At 64.1% G+C, this 23,052-nt stretch carries 25 protein-coding genes and 1 pseudogene; 11 read left to right on the top strand and 15 right to left on the bottom strand.

The genetic code is table 11. The features are described from left to right. Positions 1 to 282: 282 nt before the first annotated feature. The 3 genes from CAG31_RS11905 to CAG31_RS11900 form a co-directional block, all read right to left on the bottom strand. Complete coding sequence (locus CAG31_RS11905; RefSeq protein WP_085581198.1) at positions 283 to 1,776, bottom strand: YifB family Mg chelatase-like AAA ATPase; 1,494 nt, start codon at positions 1,774 to 1,776, stop codon at positions 283 to 285. Between the two features lie 142 nt (positions 1,777 to 1,918). Next, positions 1,919 to 2,083 (bottom strand): hypothetical protein, encoded by a 165-nt coding sequence (locus CAG31_RS28425; RefSeq protein WP_170929951.1) that lies wholly within the window; start codon positions 2,081 to 2,083, stop codon positions 1,919 to 1,921. A gap of 37 nt (positions 2,084 to 2,120) precedes the next feature. Beyond that, complete coding sequence (locus CAG31_RS11900) at positions 2,121 to 3,335, bottom strand: MFS transporter (protein WP_371856102.1); 1,215 nt, start codon at positions 3,333 to 3,335, stop codon at positions 2,121 to 2,123. Positions 3,336 to 3,517: 182 nt separating this feature from the next. On the opposite strand from CAG31_RS11900, the gene CAG31_RS11895 reads away from it, so the two are divergent. Next, complete coding sequence (locus CAG31_RS11895) at positions 3,518 to 3,973, top strand: helix-turn-helix domain-containing protein (protein ID WP_085581194.1); 456 nt, start codon at positions 3,518 to 3,520, stop codon at positions 3,971 to 3,973. 94 nt (positions 3,974 to 4,067) lie between these two features. Here CAG31_RS11895 and CAG31_RS11890 read toward each other — a convergent pair whose 3' ends face one another. After that, complete coding sequence (locus CAG31_RS11890; protein ID WP_085581192.1) at positions 4,068 to 4,328, bottom strand: accessory factor UbiK family protein; 261 nt, start codon at positions 4,326 to 4,328, stop codon at positions 4,068 to 4,070. Positions 4,329 to 4,741: 413 nt separating this feature from the next. On the opposite strand from CAG31_RS11890, the gene glnK reads away from it, so the two are divergent. The 4 genes from glnK to sutA all read left to right on the top strand — a co-directional run bounded on the left by glnK (position 4,742) and on the right by sutA (position 7,526). Then, positions 4,742 to 5,080: a P-II family nitrogen regulator gene (gene glnK, locus CAG31_RS11885; RefSeq protein ID WP_002555808.1), complete on the top strand. Its 339-nt coding sequence runs from the start codon at positions 4,742 to 4,744 to the stop codon at positions 5,078 to 5,080. 35 nt (positions 5,081 to 5,115) lie between these two features. Continuing rightward, positions 5,116 to 6,453, top strand: coding sequence for an ammonium transporter (locus CAG31_RS11880; protein ID WP_085581189.1), 1,338 nt, complete (start codon positions 5,116 to 5,118; stop codon positions 6,451 to 6,453). 216 nt (positions 6,454 to 6,669) lie between these two features. Continuing rightward, on the top strand, positions 6,670 to 7,095 hold the full coding sequence (locus CAG31_RS11875; RefSeq protein ID WP_085581187.1) for a secondary thiamine-phosphate synthase enzyme YjbQ: 426 nt from the start codon (positions 6,670 to 6,672) through the stop codon (positions 7,093 to 7,095). A gap of 101 nt (positions 7,096 to 7,196) precedes the next feature. Continuing rightward, positions 7,197 to 7,526 carry a transcriptional regulator SutA gene (gene sutA, locus CAG31_RS11870; protein ID WP_085581184.1) on the top strand — a complete coding sequence of 110 codons (330 nt, stop codon included), beginning with the start codon at positions 7,197 to 7,199 and terminating at the stop codon, positions 7,524 to 7,526. 85 nt (positions 7,527 to 7,611) lie between these two features. On the opposite strand, the gene CAG31_RS11865 is transcribed toward sutA, so the two are convergent. The 7 genes from CAG31_RS11865 to CAG31_RS11835 all read right to left on the bottom strand — a co-directional run bounded on the left by CAG31_RS11865 (position 7,612) and on the right by CAG31_RS11835 (position 14,490). Further along, positions 7,612 to 9,489: an acyltransferase family protein gene (locus tag CAG31_RS11865; RefSeq protein ID WP_085581182.1), complete on the bottom strand. Its 1,878-nt coding sequence runs from the start codon at positions 9,487 to 9,489 to the stop codon at positions 7,612 to 7,614. 387 nt (positions 9,490 to 9,876) lie between these two features. Beyond that, complete coding sequence (locus CAG31_RS11860) at positions 9,877 to 10,587, bottom strand: HAD family hydrolase (protein ID WP_085581180.1); 711 nt, start codon at positions 10,585 to 10,587, stop codon at positions 9,877 to 9,879. After that, on the bottom strand, positions 10,584 to 11,483 hold the full coding sequence (xerC, locus tag CAG31_RS11855; RefSeq protein WP_085581178.1) for a tyrosine recombinase XerC: 900 nt from the start codon (positions 11,481 to 11,483) through the stop codon (positions 10,584 to 10,586). The genes CAG31_RS11860 and xerC overlap by 4 nt, the downstream gene beginning before the upstream one ends. A 2-nt stretch (positions 11,484 to 11,485) precedes the next feature. Then, the gene (locus CAG31_RS11850) at positions 11,486 to 12,211 is read right to left on the bottom strand and encodes a DUF484 family protein (RefSeq protein WP_085581176.1); all 726 of its coding nucleotides are present in this window, start codon (positions 12,209 to 12,211) and stop codon (positions 11,486 to 11,488) included. A 13-nt stretch (positions 12,212 to 12,224) separates the two neighbouring features. Next, positions 12,225 to 13,055, bottom strand: coding sequence for a diaminopimelate epimerase (gene dapF, locus CAG31_RS11845; RefSeq protein WP_085581174.1), 831 nt, complete (start codon positions 13,053 to 13,055; stop codon positions 12,225 to 12,227). A gap of 4 nt (positions 13,056 to 13,059) precedes the next feature. Then, positions 13,060 to 14,307, bottom strand: a complete 1,248-nt coding sequence (lysA, locus tag CAG31_RS11840; protein WP_085581172.1) for a diaminopimelate decarboxylase — start codon at positions 14,305 to 14,307, stop codon at positions 13,060 to 13,062. A gap of 9 nt (positions 14,308 to 14,316) precedes the next feature. Then, the gene (locus tag CAG31_RS11835) at positions 14,317 to 14,490 is read right to left on the bottom strand and encodes a lipoprotein (RefSeq protein WP_085581170.1); all 174 of its coding nucleotides are present in this window, start codon (positions 14,488 to 14,490) and stop codon (positions 14,317 to 14,319) included. Positions 14,491 to 14,762: 272 nt separating this feature from the next. Here CAG31_RS11835 and cyaY point away from each other — a divergent pair, with 272 nt between their 5' ends. The 3 genes from cyaY to rnk all read left to right on the top strand — a co-directional run bounded on the left by cyaY (position 14,763) and on the right by rnk (position 15,876). Continuing rightward, positions 14,763 to 15,095 (top strand): iron donor protein CyaY, encoded by a 333-nt coding sequence (gene cyaY / locus CAG31_RS11825; RefSeq protein WP_085581166.1) that lies wholly within the window; start codon positions 14,763 to 14,765, stop codon positions 15,093 to 15,095. Between the two features lies 1 nt (position 15,096). Continuing rightward, on the top strand, positions 15,097 to 15,309 hold the full coding sequence (locus CAG31_RS11820; RefSeq protein ID WP_085581164.1) for a DUF1289 domain-containing protein: 213 nt from the start codon (positions 15,097 to 15,099) through the stop codon (positions 15,307 to 15,309). Positions 15,310 to 15,465: 156 nt separating this feature from the next. After that, the gene (gene rnk / locus CAG31_RS11815) at positions 15,466 to 15,876 is read left to right on the top strand and encodes a nucleoside diphosphate kinase regulator (RefSeq protein ID WP_085581162.1); all 411 of its coding nucleotides are present in this window, start codon (positions 15,466 to 15,468) and stop codon (positions 15,874 to 15,876) included. 7 nt (positions 15,877 to 15,883) lie between these two features. On the opposite strand, the gene CAG31_RS11810 is transcribed toward rnk, so the two are convergent. The 3 genes from CAG31_RS11810 to CAG31_RS11800 form a co-directional block, all read right to left on the bottom strand. Next, the gene (locus tag CAG31_RS11810; RefSeq protein ID WP_085581160.1) at positions 15,884 to 18,727 is read right to left on the bottom strand and encodes a class I adenylate cyclase; all 2,844 of its coding nucleotides are present in this window, start codon (positions 18,725 to 18,727) and stop codon (positions 15,884 to 15,886) included. A 184-nt stretch (positions 18,728 to 18,911) separates the two neighbouring features. Beyond that, the gene (locus tag CAG31_RS11805) at positions 18,912 to 19,160 is read right to left on the bottom strand and encodes a TIGR02647 family protein (RefSeq protein ID WP_085581158.1); all 249 of its coding nucleotides are present in this window, start codon (positions 19,158 to 19,160) and stop codon (positions 18,912 to 18,914) included. A gap of 192 nt (positions 19,161 to 19,352) precedes the next feature. Then, positions 19,353 to 19,637, bottom strand: a complete 285-nt coding sequence (locus tag CAG31_RS11800) for a hypothetical protein (RefSeq protein ID WP_085581156.1) — start codon at positions 19,635 to 19,637, stop codon at positions 19,353 to 19,355. A 123-nt stretch (positions 19,638 to 19,760) separates the two neighbouring features. Here CAG31_RS11800 and CAG31_RS11795 point away from each other — a divergent pair, with 123 nt between their 5' ends. Then, complete coding sequence (locus CAG31_RS11795; protein ID WP_085581154.1) at positions 19,761 to 20,441, top strand: glutathione S-transferase family protein; 681 nt, start codon at positions 19,761 to 19,763, stop codon at positions 20,439 to 20,441. Here the strand turns inward: CAG31_RS11795 and argH are convergent. Next, positions 20,395 to 21,789, bottom strand: coding sequence for an argininosuccinate lyase (gene argH, locus CAG31_RS11790; RefSeq protein WP_085581152.1), 1,395 nt, complete (start codon positions 21,787 to 21,789; stop codon positions 20,395 to 20,397). The two genes, CAG31_RS11795 and argH, sit on opposite strands and share 47 nt — an antisense overlap. Positions 21,790 to 22,110: 321 nt before the next feature. On the opposite strand from argH, the pseudogene CAG31_RS28985 reads away from it, so the two are divergent. Next, a pseudogene (locus CAG31_RS28985) lies at positions 22,111 to 22,230 on the top strand (sensor histidine kinase); the annotation flags it as partial. After that, entirely contained in the window at positions 22,227 to 22,973 is a 747-nt protein-coding gene (locus tag CAG31_RS11785; RefSeq protein WP_085581150.1) for a LytTR family DNA-binding domain-containing protein, read from the top strand. The pseudogene CAG31_RS28985 and the gene CAG31_RS11785, both read left to right, overlap by 4 nt. Positions 22,974 to 23,052: the final 79 nt, after the last annotated feature.

Below are 23,052 nucleotides of genomic sequence, written 5' to 3'. Positions count from 1 at the left end.
CAAACTGGCCCGGATCGTATTCGCCCTGCTCAAAGGACAAAGCGAATATGAACCGAAAGCAGGCTGAGGGCTTTGCCTCAACCATAGAATCTCCCACAGTTCTAGCCGCCTCACCGCGCGCCCTGTGGGAGCGGGCTTGCCCGCGATGGCGGCGGAACATCCGACATCGATGTGCCGGACAGACCGCCATCGCCAGCAGGCTGGCTCCTACAGTTTTGCCGGCACCTCCAATCCCCTGTGGGAGCGAGCCTGCTCGCGATGGGCCCGACGCGGTTCCCGCCCCTACTGCGTCGCCGGCCGGTACTGCAGCGCCTCCGCCAGATGCTCGCGGCGGATGCCGTCGCAGCGTTCGAGGTCCGCCAGCGTCCGCGCTACCTTGAGCAGGCGGTGCGCCGAGCGCAGCGACAGCGTCAGGCGCTCGCAGGCCGATTCCAGCCACGCCTCGTCGGCTGTGGATAACCCGCAATGGCGCCGCAGCCCCGGCAAATCCAGAAAGGCATTGGCGCACCGTTGGCGCTTCTGCTGGCGCTCCCGGGCCTCGGCCACTTGCCCGGCGGCACTGGCGCTGTCCTCCCCCGGTTTCACCAGCGGATTCAACGCCGTGGCTTCCCGCGCCACCGTCAGGTGCAGGTCGATCCGGTCCAGCAGCGGCCCCGACAACTTGTTGCGGTAGCGCTGCACCATGTCCGGCGTGCAGGAGCAACGGCCGGTGGGTTCGCCAAGATATCCACAGGGGCACGGGTTCATCGCCGCCACCAGTTGAAAGCGCGCCGGAAAGCGCACCCGTTCCTTGGCCCGGGCAATCACGATGTGGCCTGACTCCAGCGGCTCGCGCAGCACCTCCAGCACCTTGCGGTCGAACTCCGGCAGTTCGTCGAGGAACAGCACGCCGTGGTGGGCAAGGGTGATTTCCCCGGGCTGCGGTTTCGAACTGCCGCCCACCAAGGCCGGCCCGGACGCCGAGTGGTGCGGCTGGCGGAAGGGGCGCTGCGGCCAATGGGTCAGCGGCGCGCCGTTGGCGACCGACTGGATGGCCGCGACCTCCAGCGCTTCGCTTTCGGTCAGCGGCGGCAGCAGCCCCGGCAAGCGGCTGGCCAGAAGCGTCTTGCCGGTGCCCGGCGGTCCGCTGAACAACAGGTTGTGGGCGCCTGCCGCGGCGATCAGCAAGGCGCGCTTGGCGGCCGCCTGGCCTTGCACCTCGTTGAGGTCGGGGTAGGGTTTGGCGGCGTGGATCAGGCCGTCCGACACGTACGGCTCGACCGGCGTGTGCCCGTTGAAGTGCGCCACCGCCTGCAACAGGTGATCCACCGCGATCACCTTCAGCCCCGACGCCAGGCACGCTTCCTCGGCGTTGGCCCGCGGCACCACCAGCGAGCGGCCGGCCCTGCGCGCCGCCAGCGCCGCCGGCAGCACCCCGCGGACCGGGCGCACGGCGCCGGACAGCGCCAGTTCGCCCAGGCACTCCACGTCGTCCAGGGTCAGGGTCGGCACCTGTACGCTGGCCGAAAGGATGCCCAGGGCGATGGCCAGGTCGAACCGCCCGCCGTCCTTGGGCAGGTCCGCCGGGGCGAGGTTCAGGGTGATCCGCCGCGCCGGAAACTGCAGCCCGGAATTGATGATCGCGCTGCGCACCCGGTCCTTGCTCTCCTTCACCGCCGTCTCGGGCAGGCCGACCATGGTCAGCGACGGCAGGCCGTTGGCCAGATGGACTTCGACGGTGACGGCGGGGGCCTCCACGCCGATCTGGGCGCGGCTGTGGACGATGGCGAGGGACATGGGCGTTCCTTGAAATGGGCGGGCCGCTTCCTGCGGTGCTTCAAGGGTAGACGGGGGAAACGGATCCGGCGGCGGGCGCGGGGCGGCAAACCTTCACCGGATGTTGCGGCAGGCGTCTTCCCGGACGCCTGCCGTTTCAGCCCTAAGTGCGCGCAGGCCGCGCCAGCACAGCGTTGCGGATGCGCGGCCCGTAGAGGCCGACGATGAGGCCGAGGACGATCAGAATCACCGCCAGCACTTTGTTCAGCGGCACGCTTTCGTTGTACGCCACGATGGCCGCGATCAGGACGGCCAACGCTACGTGCAATGGCTCAACGGTGGTTTGCCTCCGGGGAGGACGAGGGTTATCGCGCGGCGGAAGTCCGGTTCAGGCATGCCCAGTACAGCAGCGCGACGCCGCTGATGGCGGCGCCGAGCAGGCACACGTTCACCCAGCCGTAATGGGCGTAGGTGTAGGTGGCCGCTACGGCGCCCAGGCCGCTGCCGACCGAGTAGAAGCACATGTAGGCGCCCGCCAGGCGGCTTTGCGCGTCGGGCCGGGCGGCGAAGATCAGGCTCTGGTTGGTCACGTGCACCGCTTGCACGGCGAAGTCCAGCAGCACCACGCCGATGACCATGGCCAGCAGCGAGCTTTCGACGAACGCGGTGGGCAGCCAGGACAAGGTCAGCAGCGCCAGGGCGATGCCGGTGGTGCGGTTGCCCAGGCCCCGGTCGGCCAACTGTCCCGCCTTGGCGGCGGCCAGGGCACCGGCGACACCGGCCAGGCCGAACAGGCCGATCTGGGTGTGCGACAGCGACAGGGGCGGCGCGCTCAGCGGCAGCACCATCGAGGTCCACAGCACGCTGAACGCGGCGAAGATGAGCAGGGCGAAGGTGCCCCTGACGCGCAGGGTGCGTTCGCTCAGGTACAGCTGGAAGACCGAGCGCAGCAACTGCCGGTAGCCGCCGGCGGCCGGTGGCGCGGCGGACGCCGGCAGGGTGCGGTGCAGCACCAGCGCCATGCCGGCCATCAGGGCGGCCGAGACGAAATACACACCGCGCCAACCCGCCAGGTCCGCCACGGCGCCGGAGACGAAGCGGGCCAATAGAATGCCCAGCACCACGCCGCTGGTGACGGTGCCGATGGCCTGGCCGCGCTGTTCCGGGCTGGCCAGGGCGGCGGCGTAGGCGACCACCACCTGCACCACCACGGCCATCAAACCCACCAGCACCATCGCGCCGAGCAGCGTGAGCCAGTCCTGCGACAGGCCGACCGCGCAGAGGGCGACGGCGGACGTCAGCATCTGCGTCAGGATCAGTCGCTTGCGGTTGAGCAGATCGCCCAGCGGCACGATGAACAGCAGCCCCGCCGCGTAACCGGCCTGGGTGGCGGTCACCACGACGCCGATGGCGCCGGGCGCGACCGCAAGGCTCGCGGCCATGGACTCCAGCAGCGGCTGGGCGAAATACACGTTGGCCACCGCCATGGCGCAGGTGATGGCGAACAGCAGCGTCCGGTAGCGGCCGAGCGTCGGCGCCGGGCGTTCCCGAGCAGCCAGGGCAGCGGTCTCGCGATCCATTGTCGAGGGCGTTTGAGAATCCGGCATCGCGACATCCATCCTTGAGCTGATGTGGTTTCGAAACAAAACCGATGCGTGGATTTTTACCCAATCAAGTTTTAATATGCAACCAGTTGTTCGAAGCACTTACCCTGACGCCCGCAGCGTCTTTTTTCCTTCTTGCCGATTGAATCCGGAGACCCATGGCCCGACAGCAGCAACTGGCGCAAAGCGAATGCCCCGTGGCCCGAACGCTCGAAGCCATCGGCGACCGCTGGGTGCTGATGATCATCCGCGACGCCTTCGACGACGTCCGCCGGTTCACGGAATTCCAGAAACGCCTGGGCCTGGCCCGCAACATCCTCACGGTCAAGCTCAAGATGCTGGTCGAGTTGGGGGTGTTCGAGGTGCAGCCGGCGTCCGACGGCAGTGCCTACAAGGAATACGTGCTGACCGAAATGGGGCGCTCCGTGTTTCCCATCGTGGTCAGCCTGCGCCAGTGGGGGGAGCGCTTCCTCTTCAAGGAAGGCGAGTGCCATTCGGTGCTGCTGGACGACGAACTGTCGGAACCGATCGAGACCATTGCGGTCCGCTCAAGGTCGGGCAAGGTACTGTCCCCGGCCGATTGCCACCGGCGGGTGGTCAAGCGCGGCGCCTGAGGCGCGGGACGCCTTCACCGAATACGCGAACCCCACACCGGAAGGTGTGGGGTTTTTCATGGGCTGCCGATCCGTAGCCCGGTAGGCTGCGGCCTCACTCGGCCGGCGGGTTCAGCTTCGCTTCGAGCTCCGCCACCTTTGCCTCGAGGCTTTCGAGGCGGGCGCGGGTGCGGGCCAGCACCACCATCTGACTGTCGAACTCTTCGCGGCTCACCAGGTCCAGTTTGCTGAAGGCGCTCTGCATCAGCATCTTGAACTGGCTTTCGATTTCGGCTTTGGGCAAGGGCGTGTCGCCGCTGAACAGACGGGAGGCGGTGCCGCTCAGGGCGTCGAGGAAGTCTTTGGGCGCGAGCATGGGAAATGTCCTGGAAACAATGGCCGGCAGTGTATCACGCAGTGTCTATAGTCATTGGCGCCGGCAGGGATGCACGCTTTTCGCGCAAGCCGCCGGACGGCGGCGCACCGTTGTTGTGCGTATCCCCGGTGCCATTTTAGTGATGGCCACTGCCGACGCGGCCAAGGGATTGAAATCAGTGGGTTTTGGCAAGGTGGCAAGCTTTCTGCTTAGTCGGTGGTGACCCATGCACTGATGCAGTCGCTGTGATGAATGCAGTGCGGCAGGCGGAGCGGGGAGTTTCGTCTGATGCGGTTAGCTGGCGTCGGTCGGGCCGGGAGGGCCGACGATGCGTTACAAAGCCAGGCACTGCGCTTAGACTTGAGTCGGGTTTGTTTTCCTGGGGCAAGTCCACCAATTCGGGAGAGAGTTTCATGAAGCTAGTCACTGCCATCATCAAGCCGTTCAAGCTGGACGACGTGCGCGAGTCGCTGTCCGAAATCGGCGTGCAGGGCATTACCGTCACTGAAGTCAAAGGCTTCGGCCGGCAGAAGGGTCACACCGAGCTGTACCGCGGCGCGGAATACGTGGTCGATTTCCTGCCCAAGGTGAAGATCGACGTCGCCATCGACGACAAGGACCTTGACCGGGTCATCGAGGCGATCACCAAGGCCGCCAACACCGGCAAGATCGGTGACGGCAAGATCTTCGTGGTCAATCTGGAACAGGCGATCCGCATCCGTACCGGCGAAACCGATACCGACGCCATCTAAGCCGCCACAAACCCAACGCCCCAGGAGAAAACAAAATGACTCTGCGTAAATTCGCAGGGCTAGGAGCCCTGTTGCCTATCGTAATGCCCGGCCTGGCCATGGCGGCAGACGAAGCGGCGGCCCCGGTCCTCAATTCCGGCGACACGGCCTGGATGCTCACCTCCACGGCCCTCGTGCTGTTCATGACCATCCCCGGCCTCGCGTTGTTCTACGGCGGCATGGTCCGTTCGAAAAACATCCTTTCCGTGATGATGCAGTGCTTCGCCATCACCGGTCTGATCAGCGTCCTGTGGGTCATCTACGGCTACAGCATCGCGTTCGACACCACCGGCATGGAGCAGGGCGTCGTCAACTTCAACTCCTTCGTCGGCGGCTTCGGCAAGGCGTTCCTCGCCGGCATCACCCCGGCCAGCCTGACCGGCCCGGCGGCGCTGTTCCCCGAGGCGGTGTTCGTCACCTTCCAGATGACCTTCGCGATCATCACCCCGGCGCTGATCGTCGGTGCGTTCGCCGAGCGGATGAAGTTCTCCGCCATGCTGGTGTTCATGGGCATCTGGTTCACCGTCGTCTATGCGCCGATCGCGCACATGGTCTGGTCCGGCAACGGCGGCCTGATGTGGGACTGGGGCGTGCTCGACTTCGCCGGCGGCACCGTGGTGCACATCAACGCCGGTGTGGCCGGCCTGATCGCCTGCCTGGTGCTGGGCAAGCGCAAAGGCTTCCCGACCACCCCGATGGCGCCGCACAACCTGGGTTACACCCTGATGGGCGCGGCGATGCTGTGGATCGGCTGGTTCGGCTTCAACGCCGGTTCCGCCGCCGCCGCCAACGGCACCGCCGGCATGGCGATGCTGGTCACCCAGATCGCCACCGCCGCCGCGGCGCTGGGCTGGATGTTCGCCGAGTGGATCACCCACGGCAAACCGAGCGCACTGGGCATCGCCTCGGGCGTGGTGGCTGGCCTGGTGGCGATCACGCCGGCCGCCGGCACCGTCGGCCCGATGGGCGCGCTGGTGATCGGCCTGGCGGCGGGCGTGGTCTGCTACTTCTGCGCCACCAGCCTGAAACGCAAGCTCGGCTATGACGACTCCCTGGACGCCTTCGGCGTGCACGGCATCGGCGGCATCCTCGGCGCGATCCTCACAGGCGTGTTCGCCGCACCGTCGCTGGGCGGTTTCGGCACCGTCACCGACATCGCGGCGCAGGTCTGGATCCAGTGCAAGGGCGTCGGCTTCACGGTGATCTACACCGCGGTCGCAACCTTCGTCATCCTCAAGGTGCTGGACGCGGTGATGGGCCTGCGGGTGACCGACGAGGAAGAGTCGGTGGGCCTGGACCTGGCTCAGCACAACGAGCGCGGCTACAACCTGTAAGCCAGCGACCTGAAAAAATTGCCCGGTTCGCCGGGCATTTTTTTGTCCGGATTTTGTCATCCGTGACACCGCCGGAAGGTTTTCGCGTGCGGCTTCGGCGCTGTCGGAGGCAGGGGTGTTTATGCGGCCAAAGGCTTACACCGCTGAAGGAATATTAGGGCCTTTGTTTTTTTCCAGAGCGCGCTAGAATGCGCCCCGAAACGTGCGGAGAACTGTATGTGGCAACAGACTCTGATAACCCTGCGGGCACGGCCCCGGGGCTTTCATCTGGTGACGGACGAGTTGCTGGCCGGCCTGCCCGGACTCAAGGCATGCAAGGTCGGTCTGTTGCATCTGTGGCTGCAGCACACCTCGGCGTCGTTGACTGTCAACGAGAACGCCGATCCGGCGGTACGTCGCGACTTCGAACGGTTTTTCAATCGTCTGGTCCCACAAGGAACGGACGGCTATGAGCACAACGACGAAGGCCTGGACGACCTCCCGGCGCACTTCAAGGCCAGCGTGCTGGGCTGTCAGTTGAGCCTGCCGGTTTCGGCGGGAAAGCTGGCGCTGGGCACCTGGCAGGGCGTTTACCTGGGCGAGCACCGCGATCATGGCGGTGCCCGCAAAGTCCTCGCCACCCTCCACGGTGAAGGGGCATGAGCCGCTGGTCAGCAGCGGCGGATGATTTTTTCCGGCGACTTTCGACAGTTGCCTAAGCTGGTCTATAACTAATCTGCTTTTCGCAAGTCATGAGGTAGAACATGAGCGACGATGATCTGGAAAACGACGACCTCGAAGTAGGCGACGAAGACGATACCGAAGAAGGTCTGGAAGCGGCGGCCGACGATGTCGCCGAGGACAGCGATGACGGCGGCGATGCACCTGCCCCGGCCGCTAAAGGCAAGGCCAAGGCTGCGGTCTCGGTCGACGAGCTGCCGAGCATGGAAGCCAAGAACAAGGAACGCGATGCCCTGGCCAAGGCCATGGAAGAATTCCTTGCCCGTGGCGGCAAAGTGGTTGAGGTGGAGGCCAATGTGGTCGCCGACCCGCCCAAGAAGCCCGACAACAAGTACGGCAGCCGCCCTATCTGAGGCGCGTCGCCCGCTTGCCGAAAAAAGCCCGCCGTCGCTGCGGGCTTTTTTCATTGCTGGATAAACCGATGCGGCCTGACTGACACTAGTTCAGTAACGACTCGAAAAACGGGCCCGTTTCCAGCTTTTCAGCCAGGTATTTCGCTCCTGCCGGAGTCAAGTGGGATCCATCGTAGGACATCAACATACCGTTGAGATCAAACAGAGGGCATTGATTGGCCTCGCAAATGCCAGTGACCAAATCCAGAAACTGATCGTTTCTTACTTTTGAAGACAGCAAACGGTTGATGTAGGAAATGCCTGCGTCCGGCGAAGTTCTATAAGCGAGTCTTTGACTGAAACTGAGACTGCTCAGTTTCAAGAGGTCGATTGGGCCGAATGTTTTTCTCCCGACAACAAAAAATTTTCCTGGCCCAAAGTCTCTTTCAAGATTCTTGATGCTTTTGTCCAGTAATTCTATTTGCCAAGGCACCCAGACCGAGACGAGAACAACTCGGTCAGCCTCGGCAAGTAGTTTTTTTACTTCGGGATTGTTATACCAGTTTCCGTTCAGGCAAAGCTGTTGGTAATCTTTTTCGACCTTGTCGATGAAGTTTTCTTCCAGGTACAGATTTCCGCAGGCATGCTCGATCCTGTAAAAGGAAAAATCATTTTTCTCGTAGTACGGTGTATCACGAATGACGTTAAGGAAGTCGCCGGCCATGCTGTCGCCGATCACCAGAACTTTGCGGCCGGGTCCGCGATTGAACTCCTTCAGGCTGAGCTGATTGGCTAGTTCCCAGACGAACTCGCCTCTTTCTTTTGTGAAGGCGAGCACTTCCATGGATTCAGTATCGTATCTTGAAAAATTGCCCTCGGTGGCATATCCAAAAAAGCCGAAGGTCAAGAAACAGGCGGGGGCCACTGTGCCGAAGTAAATTAATCGTTTTGCACCAGGGGCTCGCGGTTTCCGAAAAGGGGTTTCAATGAAGCGCCAGCTCAAAACGGCGAGCGTTGCGGTTAGCAGCAACAAAACAATAGTCAGGGTCAGATCAAGATTCTGAGAAGTCTTGTATCTCGCAAAAGCAAACAGTGGCTGATGCCATAAGTAAGCGCTGTAACTGATTAGCCCTATGCCTACCAGAATTCTTGAGCCCAGTAATCTTCCCACAAAGGTTGCTGGGGTCGCATACAGGATGATCAGAGAGGCGCCGACTGTAGGTACAAGCGCATAGAGGCTCGGGAACGGCGTGTACTTGTCGTAAAAAACAGATGAAAAAACGATCAGAGAAAATCCAAGAGCTGCGCCAGCCTGTTTCGTAATCTGGCCAGGGTGTCTTTTTTTCTCTTGAAAGAGATAAAAGGCCAGTAAGGCTCCCATGAGCAACTCCCATGCTCGCGTGGGTAGCAGATAGAATGTTGCTATCGGATATTTTTCGACGTTGATCTGTGCCAGCATCAGACTGGCAAAGAAGATAAGCAGTAAAGTGCTGACAATGAATTTTTTACCCAGCTTCCAGGTTGCCATCAGGAAGATAGGAAATAATAGATAGTATTGTTCTTCTACGGCGAGGCTCCATGTGTGTAGCATGGGCTTTAGTTCGGTTGCAGTGTCGAAATAGCCGCTCGCATTCCAGAAAAATATATTCGACGAGAAAACTGAAACAGCTGCCAGGCTGCCAGCAAAGTCTTTCATGTCTCGAGGGAGTAGCCAGAGCCACGCGAATATAATTGATACAACCATTACCGCAAAAAGAGCGGGTAGAATACGCCTTGCTCTTCGCTCATAGAACTTGAGTAAAGAGAATGTTCCTGCCTCTTTCTCGGACAGGAGAATGGAAGTTATCAGGTATCCGCTGATGACAAAGAAGACGTCAACGCCAACGAACCCGCCTTTGAATATTTCAAATCCAGCATGGAATAGAATGACGGGGATGACAGCCAGGGCTCGTAGGCCGTCTATCTCTCTTCTGTAGGCTAGCACGCTTTATGTTCCCTCTCGCTACTTCGGTCGAATTGCTTCCGTTCTATTGTTATTTACTGAATTCAGTTAGGGCTTTTAAAAGAAAAATTTCACTTCCGGCTAGTTTGTTGCCGTATCTAACTTGGTAGGGAATGGTATTTCCAGATGAAATTCAGCGGTTGCTTATAGCATTTTTGCGGGCGAAAAAAAAGCAGGTCGTATTTGCCTAGGCAACAGTTGCAAATACCAAAGTGCAGCTTTTCGCAGCGCTTCGGTAAGCGGCGTCTTGCAGCGCAGGGCGTTCTGTGGCGAATCGAACATGCTTCCCCCCTCTCCACTCAATTTGAGCGAAAGGATCATTTACGGCCTGGATAGATCAATCTCGCAGACCGGTATGATCCCACGGGTTTATTCAGCTTGAGCCGCGTTCCAGCGGGCGAGGATCGCAGGCAGATCCGCCAGGTTGCGAATCTCCGCATCCGGCAGGCGCTCCGCTTCCCAGACCTTGCCCGCCGGGTTGAACCAGATCGCCCGCAGCCCGGCCTGCTGCGCCCCGGCGATGTCGTCCCCCGGGTGGTCGCCGATGTGCACCGCCGCCTTGGCGCTCACGCCGCCGCGCTGCAAGGCTTCATGGAACAGCCGCGCATCCGGCTTGGCGATGCCGATGTCTTCGGCGCACAGGGCGAACTTGAAGTAGTCGGCCAGCCCCAGCCGGCGCACGTCGGCGTTGCCGTTGGTGACCACGCCCAGGGCATAGTGGTTGGCGAGGATCTCCAGCACCGGCTCGACCTCGGGGAACACCTCGATCTGGTGCCGTGCGTGGAGGAACACTTCGAAGCTCTTGTCCGCCAGGTCCGAGGCCTCGCCATGGGCGTAGCCGGCCTCTTCCAGCGCATGGAACAGCACCCGCCGACGCAGCGCGCTGATGCGGTGCTTGAGCCCGGGCTCGCCGGCCAGCACCCGTTCGCGGATGGCCCACAGGTGCTCCACCGGCACCGCGCCCAGGTTCGGCGCATGTTCGCCGAGCCATTGGCGCAGCACCGTTTCGGCGCTGAGGATAACCGGAGCGGTGTCCCACAGGGTGTCGTCGAGGTCGAAGGTGATCAACTGGATGCTCATGAATCCTCGCCTTTGGTGCGTTTGGCCCGAGGATGGGCGCTGTCGTAGACCGCCGCCAGGTGCTGGAAGTCCAGGTGGGTGTAGATCTGGGTGGTCTTGATGTCCGAGTGGCCGAGCAGCTCTTGCACGGCGCGCAGGTCCTGCGATGACTCCAGCAGGTGGCTGGCGAAGGAATGCCGCAGCATGTGCGGATGCAGGTTCTGCCCCAGTTCCCGTTCGCCGGCGAGCTTGACCCGCACCTGGATCGTCCGCGGGCCGAGGCGCCGGCCTTGCTGGCTGACGAACACGGCGTCGTCCGCCGGATTGGCCAGGGCGCGCAGCGGCAGCCAGTGCTCCAGCGCTTCGCGGGCCTTGGCGCCCACCGGCAACAGGCGGGTCTTGCTGCCCTTGCCGAGCACCTGGACCATGCCGTCGGCCAGGTCGAGCTGGTCGAGGTTCAGGCCCGTCAGCTCCGACAGGCGCAGGCCGGAGGAATAGAACAGCTCCAGGATCGCCTGATCCCGGCGGGCCATGAAGTCGTCCTCCACCGCGCCTTCGAGCAGTTGCAGCGCTCGGTCGGTGTCGAGGGTCTTGGGCAGGCGGCGCTCGCCCTTGGGCGGCGTCAGGCCGGTGGCCGGGTCGTGGTCGCAGAGGCCTTCACGGTTGAGGAAGTGATAGAGCCCGCGCACCGCCGACAGCAGGCGGGCGAGGCTGCGCGAGGACTGGCCCTGGGCGTGGAGGCGGGCGATCAGGCTGCGCAGGCGCTGGATGTCCAGCGCCTGCCAGCTGCCGATGTTCTGCTTGGCGCACCAACCGAGCACCTTGTCGAGGTCGCGGCGGTAGGCCGACAGGGTATGGGGCGACACCTGCCGCTCACTGCGCAGGTGTTCGCAGTAAGCGTCCAGTTGCCGTTCCATGTTCAGCGCACCTTGCGCAGGGAGCTGTTGACCCGTGGCAGCACGCGGCCCATGACTTCGGCGATGTAGCTCAGGAACAGCGTGCCCACTGAGCTCTTGTAGTGCTGCGGGTCGCGGCTGGCGATGGCGAGGATGCCGTGGATGCCTTGATGGCTGACGGCGACCACGGCGGTGGAGCCGATCTGCTTGCGCTGCTCCTCGCCGAACAGGAAGTCCAGCTCATGCTCGCGCAGGCTGCCGCTGACGCTCTTGCCCTCGGTGAGCAGGCCGCCGATGGCGGTCTGCGCGTCGGCGTGGGTCACCCAGCGGCCTACCGGCGCCGGGTTGTCGCCGAGCAGGATCAGGCTCACGAACGGCACCTGGAAGTCCTGGCGCAGGCTGTCCTCGACGCTGATCACCACGTCTTCGAGGGTCGCGGCGTCCATCAGCGCGAGGATCAGGCGCCGGGTCTTCTCGAACAGCCGGTCGTTGTCCCGGGCGACGTCCATCAGGTGCGAGAGGCGATGGCGCATCTCGATGTTGCGTTCGCGCAGGATCGCCATCTGGCGCTCGACCAGCGACACGGTGTCGCCGCGCCGGTGGGGGATGCGCAGGGACGGCAGCAGTTCCTCGTGTTCGGCGAAGAAGTCCGGATGGGCCTCCAGGTAGGCGGCGACGGCGGCCGCCTCCAGGTTTTCGGCGGCGGATCCGGCGGACGGTCTGGCGGGGGCTTGAGGCTTGTCGGTCATGGCTTCTGCTCGCTCAAAGACGCACTTGTCCTTCGTATACACGCACTGCCGGACCGGTCATCAGCACCGGTTGGCCGGGGCCTGCCCATTCGATGGACAGGCGCCCGCCCGGCAGGTCGATCGACAGCGGCGAATCCATCCACCCCTGGCTGATCGCGGCCACTGCAGCGGCGCAGGCGCCGGTGCCGCAGGCCTGGGTTTCCCCGGCGCCGCGCTCCCAGACGCGCAACTGCGCGCGGTGGCGGTCGATGACCTGGAGGAAGCCGACGTTGACCCGTGCCGGAAAGCGCGGGTGGTGTTCGATCTTCGGCCCCAGCTCATGCACCGGTGCGCTGTGGATGTCTTCCACTCGCAGCACGGCATGCGGGTTGCCCATCGACACGGCGGCGATGTCGACGGTGACGCCGTCGACCTGCAGCGGATAGCTTTGGGCCTGGGCCTGTGCATCGAACGGAATGTCGGCGGGCACCAGGCGCGGGGCGCCCATGTTCACGCCGATCTGGCCGTCGTTGCGCACGTCCAGCTCGATGATGCCGCCCTTGGTCTCGACGCGGATCCGACGCTTGGCGGTCAGGCGCTTGTCGAGCACGAAGCGGGCGAAGCAGCGGGCGCCGTTGCCGCACTGTTCCACTTCGGAGCCGTCGGAGTTGAAGATCCGGTAACGGAAGTCCACGTCCGGGTTGCTGGGCGCCTCGACGATCAGCAACTGGTCGAAACCGATGCCGGTGTTGCGGTCGCCCCACTGTTTGGCGTGTTTGGGCTGAATGTGCGCGTGCTGGCTGACCAGGTCGAGGACCATGAAGTCGTTGCCCAGGCCGTGCATCTTGGTAAAACGCAGCAGCATGGGGTCACTCCGGCAGCAGGCTTTCGCCGGCATACAGCTCGGCCACGGTTTCGCGGCGGCGCACTTCGAAAACTGAGTCACCGTCCACCAGCACCTCGGCGGCGCGGCCGCGGGTGTTGTAGTTGGAGCTCATCACGAAGCCATAGGCACCGGCCGAATGCACGGCCAGCAGGTCACCCTCTTCGAGGGCCAGTTCGCGTTCCTTGGCCAGGAAGTCGCCGGTCTCGCAGATCGGCCCGACCACGTCGTAGGTCCGCGCCGCGGTGTCGCGCGGGCGCACGGCGGCGATGTCCATCCAGGCCTCGTACAGGGCCGGGCGGATCAGGTCGTTCATGGCCGCGTCGACGATGGCGAAGTCCTTGTGCCCGGTGTGCTTGAGGTACTCGACACGGGTCAGCAGGACGCCGGCGTTGGCGACGATGTAGCGGCCCGGCTCGAACATCAGCGCCAGGTCGCGGCCGGCGAGGCGTTCGCGCACGGCCTTGACGTAGTCGCCGGCCAGCGGCGGCTCTTCGTCGCGGTAGCGCACGCCGAGGCCGCCGCCCAAGTCGATGTGGTGCAGGTGGATGCCGCAGTCGCCGAGGCGGTCGACCAGGTCCAGCACGCGGTCGAGGGCGTCGAGGAACGGCGCCAGGGTGGTCAGCTGCGAGCCGATGTGGCAATCGACGCCGATCACGTCCAGGTTCGGCAGGTGCGCGGCGCGCACGTACACGTCTTCGGCGTCGGCGATGGCGATGCCGAACTTGTTCTCTTTGAGGCCGGTGGAGATGTACGGATGGGTGCCGGCATCGACGTCGGGGTTCACGCGCAGCGAGACCGGTGCGCGGACGCCCAGCTCGGCGGCCACGGCCTGGAGGCGCTCCAGCTCGTCGGTGGACTCGATGTTGAAGCAGTGCACGCCGACTTCCAGGGCGCGGCGCATGTCGTCGCGGGTCTTGCCGACGCCGGAGAACACGATCTTGTCGGCGCTGCCGCCGGCGGCCAGCACGCGTTCCAGCTCACCGCGGGAAACGATGTCGAAACCGGCGCCGAGACGGGCCAGGACGTTCAGCACACCGAGGTTGGAGTTGGCCTTGACCGCGAAGCAGACCAGGTGCGGCATGCCGGCCAGCGCATCGGCGTAGGCCCGGTACTGGGCCTCGATGTGGGCGCGGGAGTAGACGTAGGTCGGCGTGCCGAAGCGGTCGGCGATGGCGGACAGCGCCACGCCTTCCGCGAACAGCTCCCCGCCACGGTAGTTGAAAGCGTCCATGGCGATCCCTTAGTAGACGTCGTGCTTGTGTGCCTTGGAAGCAGGCTGTTGCTGCGACGACTTGGCTTGCTCGGTCGGGTCCTGATCTTCGTCGGGCAGGTACAGCGGGCCTTTTTGACCGCAGGCCGAGACGAGGCAGGCAACCGCGACGAGCGCCGCGAGGGAAGAGATCAGGCGCTTCATGGCGAAATCCTTGAAAATGCGTTAATTGCGCCGGAGTATACCGGCGACCCGGCGGATTGCCTATGCGACGGGGTTCCCGTCCGGCGGGGCCTGTTGCGGCGGCGCAAGCGACTCCTGCGGCGCCCTGGCCGGCGCCGTCGCCAGCAGGCTGGCTCCCACAGGAATCGAGGGAGGCCGTGGAACCCGCCCGGTCGTTATTCTTTGCAATCGGGCGCCGTCGCTCGTATCTTGCGGCCCTTGAGCCTGATCCGTCATTTCCCGAGGTTGCCGCAATGAGTCTGTCCGAAGCCCGTTTCCACGATCTGGTCGATGCCACCCAGCAGGCGCTGGAGGACATCTTCGACGACAGCGGCCTGGACCTGGACATGGAGAACTCGGCCGGTGTGCTGACCGTCAAGTTCGACAGCGGCAGCCAATTGATCTTCAGCCGCCAGGAGCCGCTGCGCCAGTTGTGGCTGGCCGACCGTTCCGGCGGTTTCCACTTCGACTACGACGAGCAGGCCGGCAAGTGGGTGTGCGAGAAGACCGAAGAGCTGCTGGGCGAAATGCTCGAACGCATCGTCTGGGAGCGCGCCGGCGAGAAGCTCGACTTCGACGAGATCTGAGATGAGCACCGAGATCCGGCCTGCCAAGCCGCTCTACAGCAACGTCAGCCCGGCGGTGCCTTCGCCGTGCAGCGGTGTCTGCCGGCTGGACGAGCAGAAAGTCTGCCTGGGCTGTTTCCGCCATGTCGAAGACATCCGCGAATGGCGCTCGGCGGATGACGAACGCCGCCGAGCGATCTGCGCGCAGGCGGTGGCCCGCAAGGCCAGGGCCTGACCGGCGCAGGTTTGTGTCCGGCTTTGGGTGGCTTGTATATTTTTTGAGCTGTGATAGTGTCCGGACACGCCTCAACCCATCGAGGCCCGGTAAGAACCCCGTCTTTTTTGGCGGGGTTTTGCTTTTTTGCGCAGAAGAAAGGAGTCTGCCCGGATCATGACCGCACCATCCATCACCCTTACCCGTCTGGACGTGCAACGTCTGGAGCAGCTGATCGACAGATTGCCTGAAGGCACCCGTGGCGTTGATGAGTTGCAAACCGAACTGGACCGCGCCGAAACGCTGGTGAGCCACGATGACGTGCCCGCCGACGTCGTCACCATGAATTCCCGCGTGCACTGCCGCGAGGAAGGCAGCGGCAAGGACTACCACCTGACCCTGGTGTATCCGAAGCACGCCAACGCCGACGAGGGCAAGATCTCGATCCTGGCGCCGGTGGGCAGCGCGCTGCTGGGACTCAAGGTCGGCCAGCACATCGACTGGCCGGCGCCGGGCGGCAAGACCCTGAAGCTGACTCTGCTCGAAGTCGAGTCGCAGCCGGCCAACGGGGGCGACTTCCCGGTGTGACCCCGCCTCAGGCCTGTTCGAGCGCCTCGTTCAGGGCGCGCTCCAGGTCGGCCTTGTAGCGCAGGTAAAGATTGCTCGAACTCTGCCCGTCCCCGAGCAGGCCTGACAGGTCCAGGTCGGTGATGTAGCAGCGGTAGCGTTCGGTTTCCCGGCGCTGGCCGATGATCTCTCGGGCGACCACGCCGAACAGCTGGTCGCCGTGCTCCAGCTCGCTGAATTCCCGTTGGTTGCAGTACAGCGTGACCTGCACCTGACCGGGTGCGGCCTTGCCGATGATGGCCTGCACGTCGTAGTACGGTTCGTCGGCCGGGGTCTGCGGCGCCGCCCGCGCTTCGACCCGCCGCGCCCGTCCGGGGCCCTGGGGCAATAACTGGTAATACAAAATCTCGAGGTCGGGGGCCGGGCCCTGATCCATCGGTGCCTGCGTCTCGCGGCGGAACTGGATCGATTGCAGGAAGCGCTGCAGCGGCACCAACAGGCTCTGCTCGTCGTGGTAGGGCAAATGCTGCTGCCACAGCGCATTGAACTCATCCAGCACGTACAGCTCGGCCTGCCGTTCGGTCACCCGGTAGAACACCTGAATGCATTCGGGTTGGCCCATGGGCAGGATCAGCGCGAGGTCGTGGTCCTCCAGCGCCATCGGATCCAGGTGCAGGGGGCTGTAGTGCGGCAGCTCTTCGCCCAGGTAATCCAGCAGCGCGGGCAAGGTGGCGAGCGCCGCGTGGCTGACCTGGCCCGGCACCAGCTCCAGGACGTGATAGTGCTGCTGGACCTGGATGAGGTAGCGGTGGTTGAGTCCGCTGAGCAGCAGGGTCTGGGCGGTGTCGAGAATCTCTTCCACCCGCCGGGCGATGAACTGCGCGCGGTTGTGGCAGAAGCAGCGCACCCGCAGCTTCGGCTGCCGGGCGCCGGTCGGCAGGTTGTTCAGGTAGTCGCGCAGGCAGTCGAGCAGGGCGTGGGGGCCGTCGAAGCGGTTGACCAGCACCTCGTTCCAGCTGTTGAGCGTGACCTGGTCGAGCGTCAGCACCAGGTTCTCGCGCACCCCGGCGTAGCTCAGGGAGTCGGTGCGCTCGGTGGTCATCAGGATGTTCAGGTCGCGGTGGTGCTTGAGCGGATCGACGCCGACGTTGACCAGCAACAGCACCTCGCTCGGCACGCTGGCGTGCAGCAGCGGTTCTTCGGCGACGGTGGGCAAGGGCAGGACGATGCTCTGCTGCAGGCTGCCGAGCAGGTTGAACAGCTCGAACTCGCTCAGGTCGCTGGTGCCGGGGTGCAGCGCCAGGCGGGTGCTGCTGTCGATCACGCCGTTGCGGTGGCACCAGGTCAGCAGCTCCAGCAATTCGCGGCTACGCTTGATCGGTGCGAAGTGCTCCCACTCCAGCGCCGTGAGGCTGCCGTTGTACAGGCCCCATTGGGTCTGCCCCGGTTCTTTCTTGTTGGGCGACTGCACCAGGGTCAGGGTGTCTTCGGCCAGGTCCGGGGCGATGCCGGGGTTGATGAATTCGATCTTGTCGGCCTTGCGCTCGAAGGCCGCGTACAGCCGCCGGCCCAGCACATTGAGGTCGCGTTTGTTGATCAGGCTGACGGTCTGCTCGGTGCGGGCGAAGCGGGTCAGGAAGCGGTAGCTGTAGTTCAGCTCGTTGACCAGCGCCAGGCGCTCGGCGCTGACTTGGCGCACTTTCCATTGGCTGCGGCTGTCGAGCAGCGCCAGTTGCCGGCGGTCCCAGTGCCATTCGCCGGCCAGGCGCTCGAGCAGCGAGCGCTGCCAGCTCTGGGTGCGGGTGTTGCCGGTGAGCTTGCGGTTGACCTTGAGGTACAGCGCCCGGCGCACCAGTTCCAGCCGCTCCGGTTCGTTGCGTGCCGTGAGGTATTCCTCGATCCGCCGGTACACCACCATGTACGGATCCAGCTCGTCCAGGTCCAGCCGGTTGGCGAACACCGCCTGCTTGAAGCGCAGGCTCAGGCACTGCACGTGCGGGTGCTCGCTGGCGTAGACCTCGGTCAGCAGCAGTTTGAGCACCGACTTGTAGGGCGATTCGATGCCCTTGAACAACTGCCACAGCCCGGCGCCGATGAACTCCCCCGGCGGGATGTGCGCCAGGTGGCCGAGGTCGAGGGTTTCGTCGGTGCGGATGAAACGCTTGGAGATCAGGGTGTGGGTGTACTGCGCGTAGGCGCTTTCCTCATAGACCGGCACCAGCCACCAGATCGGCGTGCGGCCGGCCAGCCAGATGGCCGTGCGGTAGAACTCGTCCAGCAACAGGTAGTGCTGGGTGGTGCCGCAGTCTTCGGAGCTCAACTGGCTGTCGCGCTCGCCTTTGACGAAACGGGCCGGGTCGATCAGGAAGAAGTGCGCCTCGGCGCCCTGGCTCGCGGCCCAGGCTTCGAGGGCCTGGCACTTTTTGCGCAGCTCGGCCAGTTCGCTGTCGCCCAGGTCCGGGGCATGGCAGACCCACACGTCCATGTCGCTCTGGTCGGCCTGGGCCAGCGTGCCGAGGCTGCCCATCAGGAACAGGCCGTGGATCGGCCGGGGCGGGTTGCTGCCGTGGCGCGGCTTGTAGGAGAACGACCGGGTCAGGCGCTGGGCCTCGGTGAGCGTGTCGGCGTCCGGCTCATAGTTCGACAGCCCTGCCGGCGTGCTGCCCGACACATAGCCGGGCAGCAGGGGATGGTTGACGTGGAAGAACAGCGGCAACAGGGTCAGCACGCTTTGCTGACGGGGCGAAAGCCCTTCCCGTGCCCGGTCCAGGCGGCCTTCGTTGAGTTTGAGGAAGCGTGCGCGCAGCTGGCTGAGCACCTTGCGGTCGATGCCTTCGTCCAGGTCGGGGCGGATTTCGTGGGTGCGGGGCATGTCGGCTCGCAGGGCTCGGGGGCAGAGGGGCTCGCAATGCCGGGGAGTTTAGCGCCTGGGCGGGGGAATCATTAAGCTGAATTTGTTTTTTGGCGCCATTTTTCCAGCGCCGGCACCGGCAGGCCGCCGGGCTGGCCCGCGGAAAGCCCGTGGCAGGGGTTTCCGTGGGCAATGGGGGAGAAGGTCAGGCGGTTTCTTCGGCGACGTCGAGGATGGTCAGCAGACTCTGCACGTGTTCTGCGGCATCGCGGCCCAGGCTGGTCAGGTAGCCACCGTCGACCTGGTCGATGAGTTCTTTCTGGAACAGGCTCTTGGCGGCGGCGATGTGTTTCGGGGCGGCGGTCTGATGAATCTTCAGACCTTCCTGGGAACTGTCCAGGTTGAAGAGTGCGAGGACTTCCAGTTCGGCAACCAACTCAGGGGTAAGCGACATAAGGACTCCAGACTTTCTAGGAATTGAGCGACAGCGCCCCTAAGGTGAACCTGCCGTTGCGGCCTGTCCAGTGCCGCCGACCGGGTTTTTTCCTTCTTGGGGGTGGAGTCCAGTGTAGTCAGGCGCCGGCGCCGGGCCGCAGAGATGGGTGACAAATTGTGTGGGAGCGGGCGCGCTCCCACTGGGTCGGGCTCACTGCTTTTCCGGCGGCAGCTCAGGGAGCGCGCGCAAGGCCGTCTCGTACCACTGGGTGTCGAACGCCCGGTCTTCGTCGAGCATGGCGTCGATCTCGTAGGCCAGCACATGGGCCATCAGGTTGAGGATGTCCTCGCGTTCGTAGCCGACCAGGGTCAGCTTGTTGAACGTGGCCTTGGCCGCCGGCGGGTTCTCGCTTTCGATCTGGTTCTCGACGGCCTCGATCAGGGTGGACTCGGTGAAGGCTTCTTCGTCGTTGTCGATGTCGGTTGGCTCGCTCATGGCAGGCTCCTGTGCAAAAGGCGTCAGTCTACCCTCATTCAGCGCCGTGATGCCGGTGGCGCGAATCCCCCGCAGGATCTATAAACAGGCACTGCCCACCCCGCACGGCCTGGAGGCTATGTGATGTTCAAACTGTACGGATTCGCTGTCAGCAACTACTACAACATGGTCAAGCTGGCGCTGCTGGAGAAAGGCCTGCCCTTCGAAGAGGTCACGTTCTACCCGACGCAGACCCCGGAGGCACTGGCCATCAGCCCCCGCGGCAAGGTGCCGGTGCTGGGGGCCGGCCCCGGCTACATCAATGAGACATCGGTGATCCTCGAATACCTCGAACAGACCGGCCAAGGTGCGCCGCTGCTGCCTGCCGACCCGTTCGAGCGGGCGCAGGTGCTGGCGCTGGCCAAGGAGATCGAGCTGTACATCGAGCTGCCGGGCCGTGCCTGCTACGGCGAGGCGTTCTTCGGCGCGACGGTGCCTGAGGCGATCAAGGAGAAGACCAAGGCCGAACTGCTGCTGGGCTTCGCCGCCCTGGGCCGGCACGGCAAGTTCGCGCCGTACGTGGCGGGCGACCGCCTGAGTGTGGCGGATCTGTATTTCCTGTACAGCGTACCGCTGGCCTGCGCGGTCGGACAAAAGCTGTTCGGGGTGGATCTGTTGGCAGAGATGCCGAAGGCCAAGGCGCTGCTGGAACAGCTGGAGGAGAATCCGCACGTGCAGAAGATCGCGGCGGACAAGGAAGCGGCGATGCCTTTGGCCCTTAGCGGGCGGCGAGCAGGGCTTGGCCGCGGGCCACGGCAGCCTTGACCTGGGCCGGTGCGGTTCCGCCGATGTGGTCACGGGCGTTGACCGAGCCTTCCAGGGTCAGCACGGCGAACACGTCCTGTTCGATCTGGTCGCTGAACGTGCGCAGTTCTTCGAGGCTCATTTCCGCCAGGTCCTTGCCGGTGTCCACGCCGTACTTCACCGCATGGCCGACGATTTCGTGGCAGTCGCGGAACGGCAGGCCGCGGCGCACCAGGTAGTCGGCCAGATCCGTGGCGGTGGAGAAGCCGCGCAGGGCTGCCTCGCGCATCATCGCGTGCTTGGGCTTGATCGCCGGCACCATGTCGGCGAACGCGCGCAGCGAGTCGCGCAGGGTGTCGGCGGCGTCGAACAGCGGTTCCTTGTCTTCCTGGTTGTCCTTGTTGTAGGCCAGCGGCTGGCCTTTCATCAGGGTCAGCAGGCCCATCAGGGCGCCGAACACGCGGCCGGTCTTGCCGCGCACCAGCTCCGGCACGTCGGGGTTCTTCTTTTGCGGCATGATCGAGCTGCCGGTGCAGAAGCGGTCCGGCAGGTCGATGAACTGGAACTGCGCGCTGGTCCACAGCACCAGCTCTTCGGAGAAGCGCGACAGGTGCATCATCGCGATGCTGGCCGCCGAGCAGAATTCGATGGCGAAGTCGCGGTCCGACACGTTGTCCAGCGAGTTGCCGCCCACGGCGTCGAAGCCCAGCAGCTGCGCGGTGTATTCGCGGTCGATCGGGTACGTGGTGCCGGCCAGCGCGGCGCTGCCCAGCGGCATGCGGTTGGTGCGCTTGCGGCAATCGGCCAGGCGCTCGTAGTCGCGGCTGAGCATTTCGAACCAGGCCAGCATGTGGTGGCCGAAGGTCACCGGCTGAGCGGTCTGCAGGTGGGTGAAGCCCGGCATGATGCTGCCGGCTTCGCGCTCGGCTTGCTCCAGCAGGCCTTTCTGCAGGCGGGTGATCTCGGCCAGGATCAGGTCGATCTCGTCGCGCAGCCACAGGCGGATGTCGGTGGCGACCTGGTCGTTGCGGCTGCGGCCGGTGTGCAGCTTCTTGCCGGTGATGCCGATGCGGTCGGTCAGGCGGGCTTCGATGTTCATGTGGACGTCTTCCAGGTCCACGCGCCAGTCGAACTGGCCGGCCTCGATCTCGCCCTGGATGGTCTTCAGCCCGTCGATGATGCTGTCGCGCTCGGCATCCGTCAGCACGCCGACCTTGGCCAGCATGGTGGCGTGGGCGATCGAGCCCATGATGTCGTGGCGATACAGGCGCTGGTCGAAAGTGACGGAGGCGGTGAAGCGGGCGACGAAGGCGTCGACGGGCTCACTGAAGCGGCCGCCCCAGGACTGATTGGTCTTGTCAGTGCTCATGAATTCGCTCGTATCGGCTTGGAGAAAGAAGGCTGCAAATGCTGGCGCGGATGATAACAGGGTTGCCGATCCTGTCGCTGACACTGGTCGAAACGTTTTTTCTCATCCCCTGCGCCACAATCGCCGCCGTCGCCGTCGCGATTTGCGCAACGATATTTTCCGATTGAGCAATGTCGGCCCGACGAACGTCTACAGTTGGACTGAAGGGTCGGCGCAAATGCGGTTCGGGCGCCGGCCAAGAAAAAGAGAGGGGTGGGAGCTTTGGCCATCGGCAAGCCCTGCGCAAGGCGCAGGATCCGGGCACCGGCAAATTTTGCCGGCCGACGTACGGCACTTTTCGGCGTCCGCGCTAGTCTTAGCGTGGTTCGCGGTGACGGACGTCACTCCACCTGTCTACGCTATCCTTGTGCGAGACTCACGCAGGAATCCAGCGCAATATGAATGTCCTGATCGTTGATGACGAACCCTTGGCCCGCGAGCGCCTCAGCCGAATGGTGAGCGAACTCGGGGGTTACACTGTCCTGGAGCCCAGCGCCACCAATGGCGAAGAGGCGCTGGCCCTGATCGACAGTCACAAGCCGGATATCGTGCTGCTCGATATCCGCATGCCGGGCCTGGATGGCCTGCAGGTCGCTGCCCGTCTGTGCGAACGAGAAACCCCGCCCGCCGTGGTGTTCTGCACAGGTTCCGATGAATTTGCCGTGGAGGCCCTGAAGGCCGGTGCCGTGGGCTATGTGGTGAAACCCGTGCGAACCGAACACTTGCAGGACGCCCTGAAAAGGGCCGAACGTCCCAACCGGGCCCAGCTCTCGGCCCTGACCCGTCCCGCCGTCGAAAGCGGCAACGGTCCGCGCAGCCACATCAGCGCCCGGACCCGCAAAGGCATCGAGCTGATTCCCCTGGATCAGGTGGTGTACTTCATCGCCGACCACAAATACGTGACCCTGCGCCACGAGCACGGCGAAGTCCTGCTGGACGAGCCGCTCAAGGCGCTGGAGGACGAGTTCGGCGAGCGCTTCGTGCGGATCCACCGCAACGCCCTGGTGGCGCGCGAGCGCATCGAGCGGCTGCAGCGCACGCCGCTGGGGCACTTCCAGCTCTACCTCAAAGGCCTGAACGGCGATGCCTTGATCGTCAGCCGCCGGCATGTGGCGGGCGTGCGCAAGATGATGCAGGGGCTCTGACCCGGCGTCCGTCGCTTCTTTCTGTCAGGCACACGGGCCAGGGAGGCCGTGCGCTTGCTGATTCAAGTCAAAGTGGATT

It is taken from the genome of Pseudomonas sp. R25(2017) (assembly GCF_002112565.1).
Taxonomy (GTDB): domain Bacteria; phylum Pseudomonadota; class Gammaproteobacteria; order Pseudomonadales; family Pseudomonadaceae; genus Aquipseudomonas; species Aquipseudomonas ekonensis.
Note: the sequence above shows the minus strand (reverse complement) of the source record. Positions and strands in the feature narration are given on the sequence as shown.

Excerpts from the sequence above, each read along its gene's own strand:
- CAG31_RS11905 (WP_085581198.1), bottom strand. The coding sequence starts at position 1,776 with ATGTCCCTCGCCATCGTCCACAGCCGCGCCCAGATCGGCGTGGAGGCC.
- CAG31_RS11900 (WP_371856102.1), bottom strand. The coding sequence starts at position 3,335 with ATGGATCGCGAGACCGCTGCCCTGGCTGCTCGGGAACGCCCGGCGCCG.
- CAG31_RS11895 (WP_085581194.1), top strand. The coding sequence starts at position 3,518 with ATGGCCCGACAGCAGCAACTGGCGCAAAGCGAATGCCCCGTGGCCCGA.
- CAG31_RS11890 (WP_085581192.1), bottom strand. The coding sequence starts at position 4,328 with ATGCTCGCGCCCAAAGACTTCCTCGACGCCCTGAGCGGCACCGCCTCC.
- glnK (WP_002555808.1), top strand. The coding sequence starts at position 4,742 with ATGAAGCTAGTCACTGCCATCATCAAGCCGTTCAAGCTGGACGACGTG.
- CAG31_RS11880 (WP_085581189.1), top strand. The coding sequence starts at position 5,116 with ATGACTCTGCGTAAATTCGCAGGGCTAGGAGCCCTGTTGCCTATCGTA.
- CAG31_RS11875 (WP_085581187.1), top strand. The coding sequence starts at position 6,670 with ATGTGGCAACAGACTCTGATAACCCTGCGGGCACGGCCCCGGGGCTTT.
- sutA (WP_085581184.1), top strand. The coding sequence starts at position 7,197 with ATGAGCGACGATGATCTGGAAAACGACGACCTCGAAGTAGGCGACGAA.
- CAG31_RS11860 (WP_085581180.1), bottom strand. The coding sequence starts at position 10,587 with ATGAGCATCCAGTTGATCACCTTCGACCTCGACGACACCCTGTGGGAC.
- xerC (WP_085581178.1), bottom strand. The coding sequence starts at position 11,483 with ATGGAACGGCAACTGGACGCTTACTGCGAACACCTGCGCAGTGAGCGG.
- CAG31_RS11850 (WP_085581176.1), bottom strand. The coding sequence starts at position 12,211 with ATGACCGACAAGCCTCAAGCCCCCGCCAGACCGTCCGCCGGATCCGCC.
- dapF (WP_085581174.1), bottom strand. The coding sequence starts at position 13,055 with ATGCTGCTGCGTTTTACCAAGATGCACGGCCTGGGCAACGACTTCATG.
- lysA (WP_085581172.1), bottom strand. The coding sequence starts at position 14,307 with ATGGACGCTTTCAACTACCGTGGCGGGGAGCTGTTCGCGGAAGGCGTG.
- CAG31_RS11835 (WP_085581170.1), bottom strand. The coding sequence starts at position 14,490 with ATGAAGCGCCTGATCTCTTCCCTCGCGGCGCTCGTCGCGGTTGCCTGC.
- cyaY (WP_085581166.1), top strand. The coding sequence starts at position 14,763 with ATGAGTCTGTCCGAAGCCCGTTTCCACGATCTGGTCGATGCCACCCAG.
- CAG31_RS11820 (WP_085581164.1), top strand. The coding sequence starts at position 15,097 with ATGAGCACCGAGATCCGGCCTGCCAAGCCGCTCTACAGCAACGTCAGC.
- rnk (WP_085581162.1), top strand. The coding sequence starts at position 15,466 with ATGACCGCACCATCCATCACCCTTACCCGTCTGGACGTGCAACGTCTG.
- CAG31_RS11810 (WP_085581160.1), bottom strand. The coding sequence starts at position 18,727 with ATGCCCCGCACCCACGAAATCCGCCCCGACCTGGACGAAGGCATCGAC.
- CAG31_RS11805 (WP_085581158.1), bottom strand. The coding sequence starts at position 19,160 with ATGTCGCTTACCCCTGAGTTGGTTGCCGAACTGGAAGTCCTCGCACTC.
- CAG31_RS11800 (WP_085581156.1), bottom strand. The coding sequence starts at position 19,637 with ATGAGCGAGCCAACCGACATCGACAACGACGAAGAAGCCTTCACCGAG.
- CAG31_RS11795 (WP_085581154.1), top strand. The coding sequence starts at position 19,761 with ATGTTCAAACTGTACGGATTCGCTGTCAGCAACTACTACAACATGGTC.
- argH (WP_085581152.1), bottom strand. The coding sequence starts at position 21,789 with ATGAGCACTGACAAGACCAATCAGTCCTGGGGCGGCCGCTTCAGTGAG.
- CAG31_RS11785 (WP_085581150.1), top strand. The coding sequence starts at position 22,227 with ATGAATGTCCTGATCGTTGATGACGAACCCTTGGCCCGCGAGCGCCTC.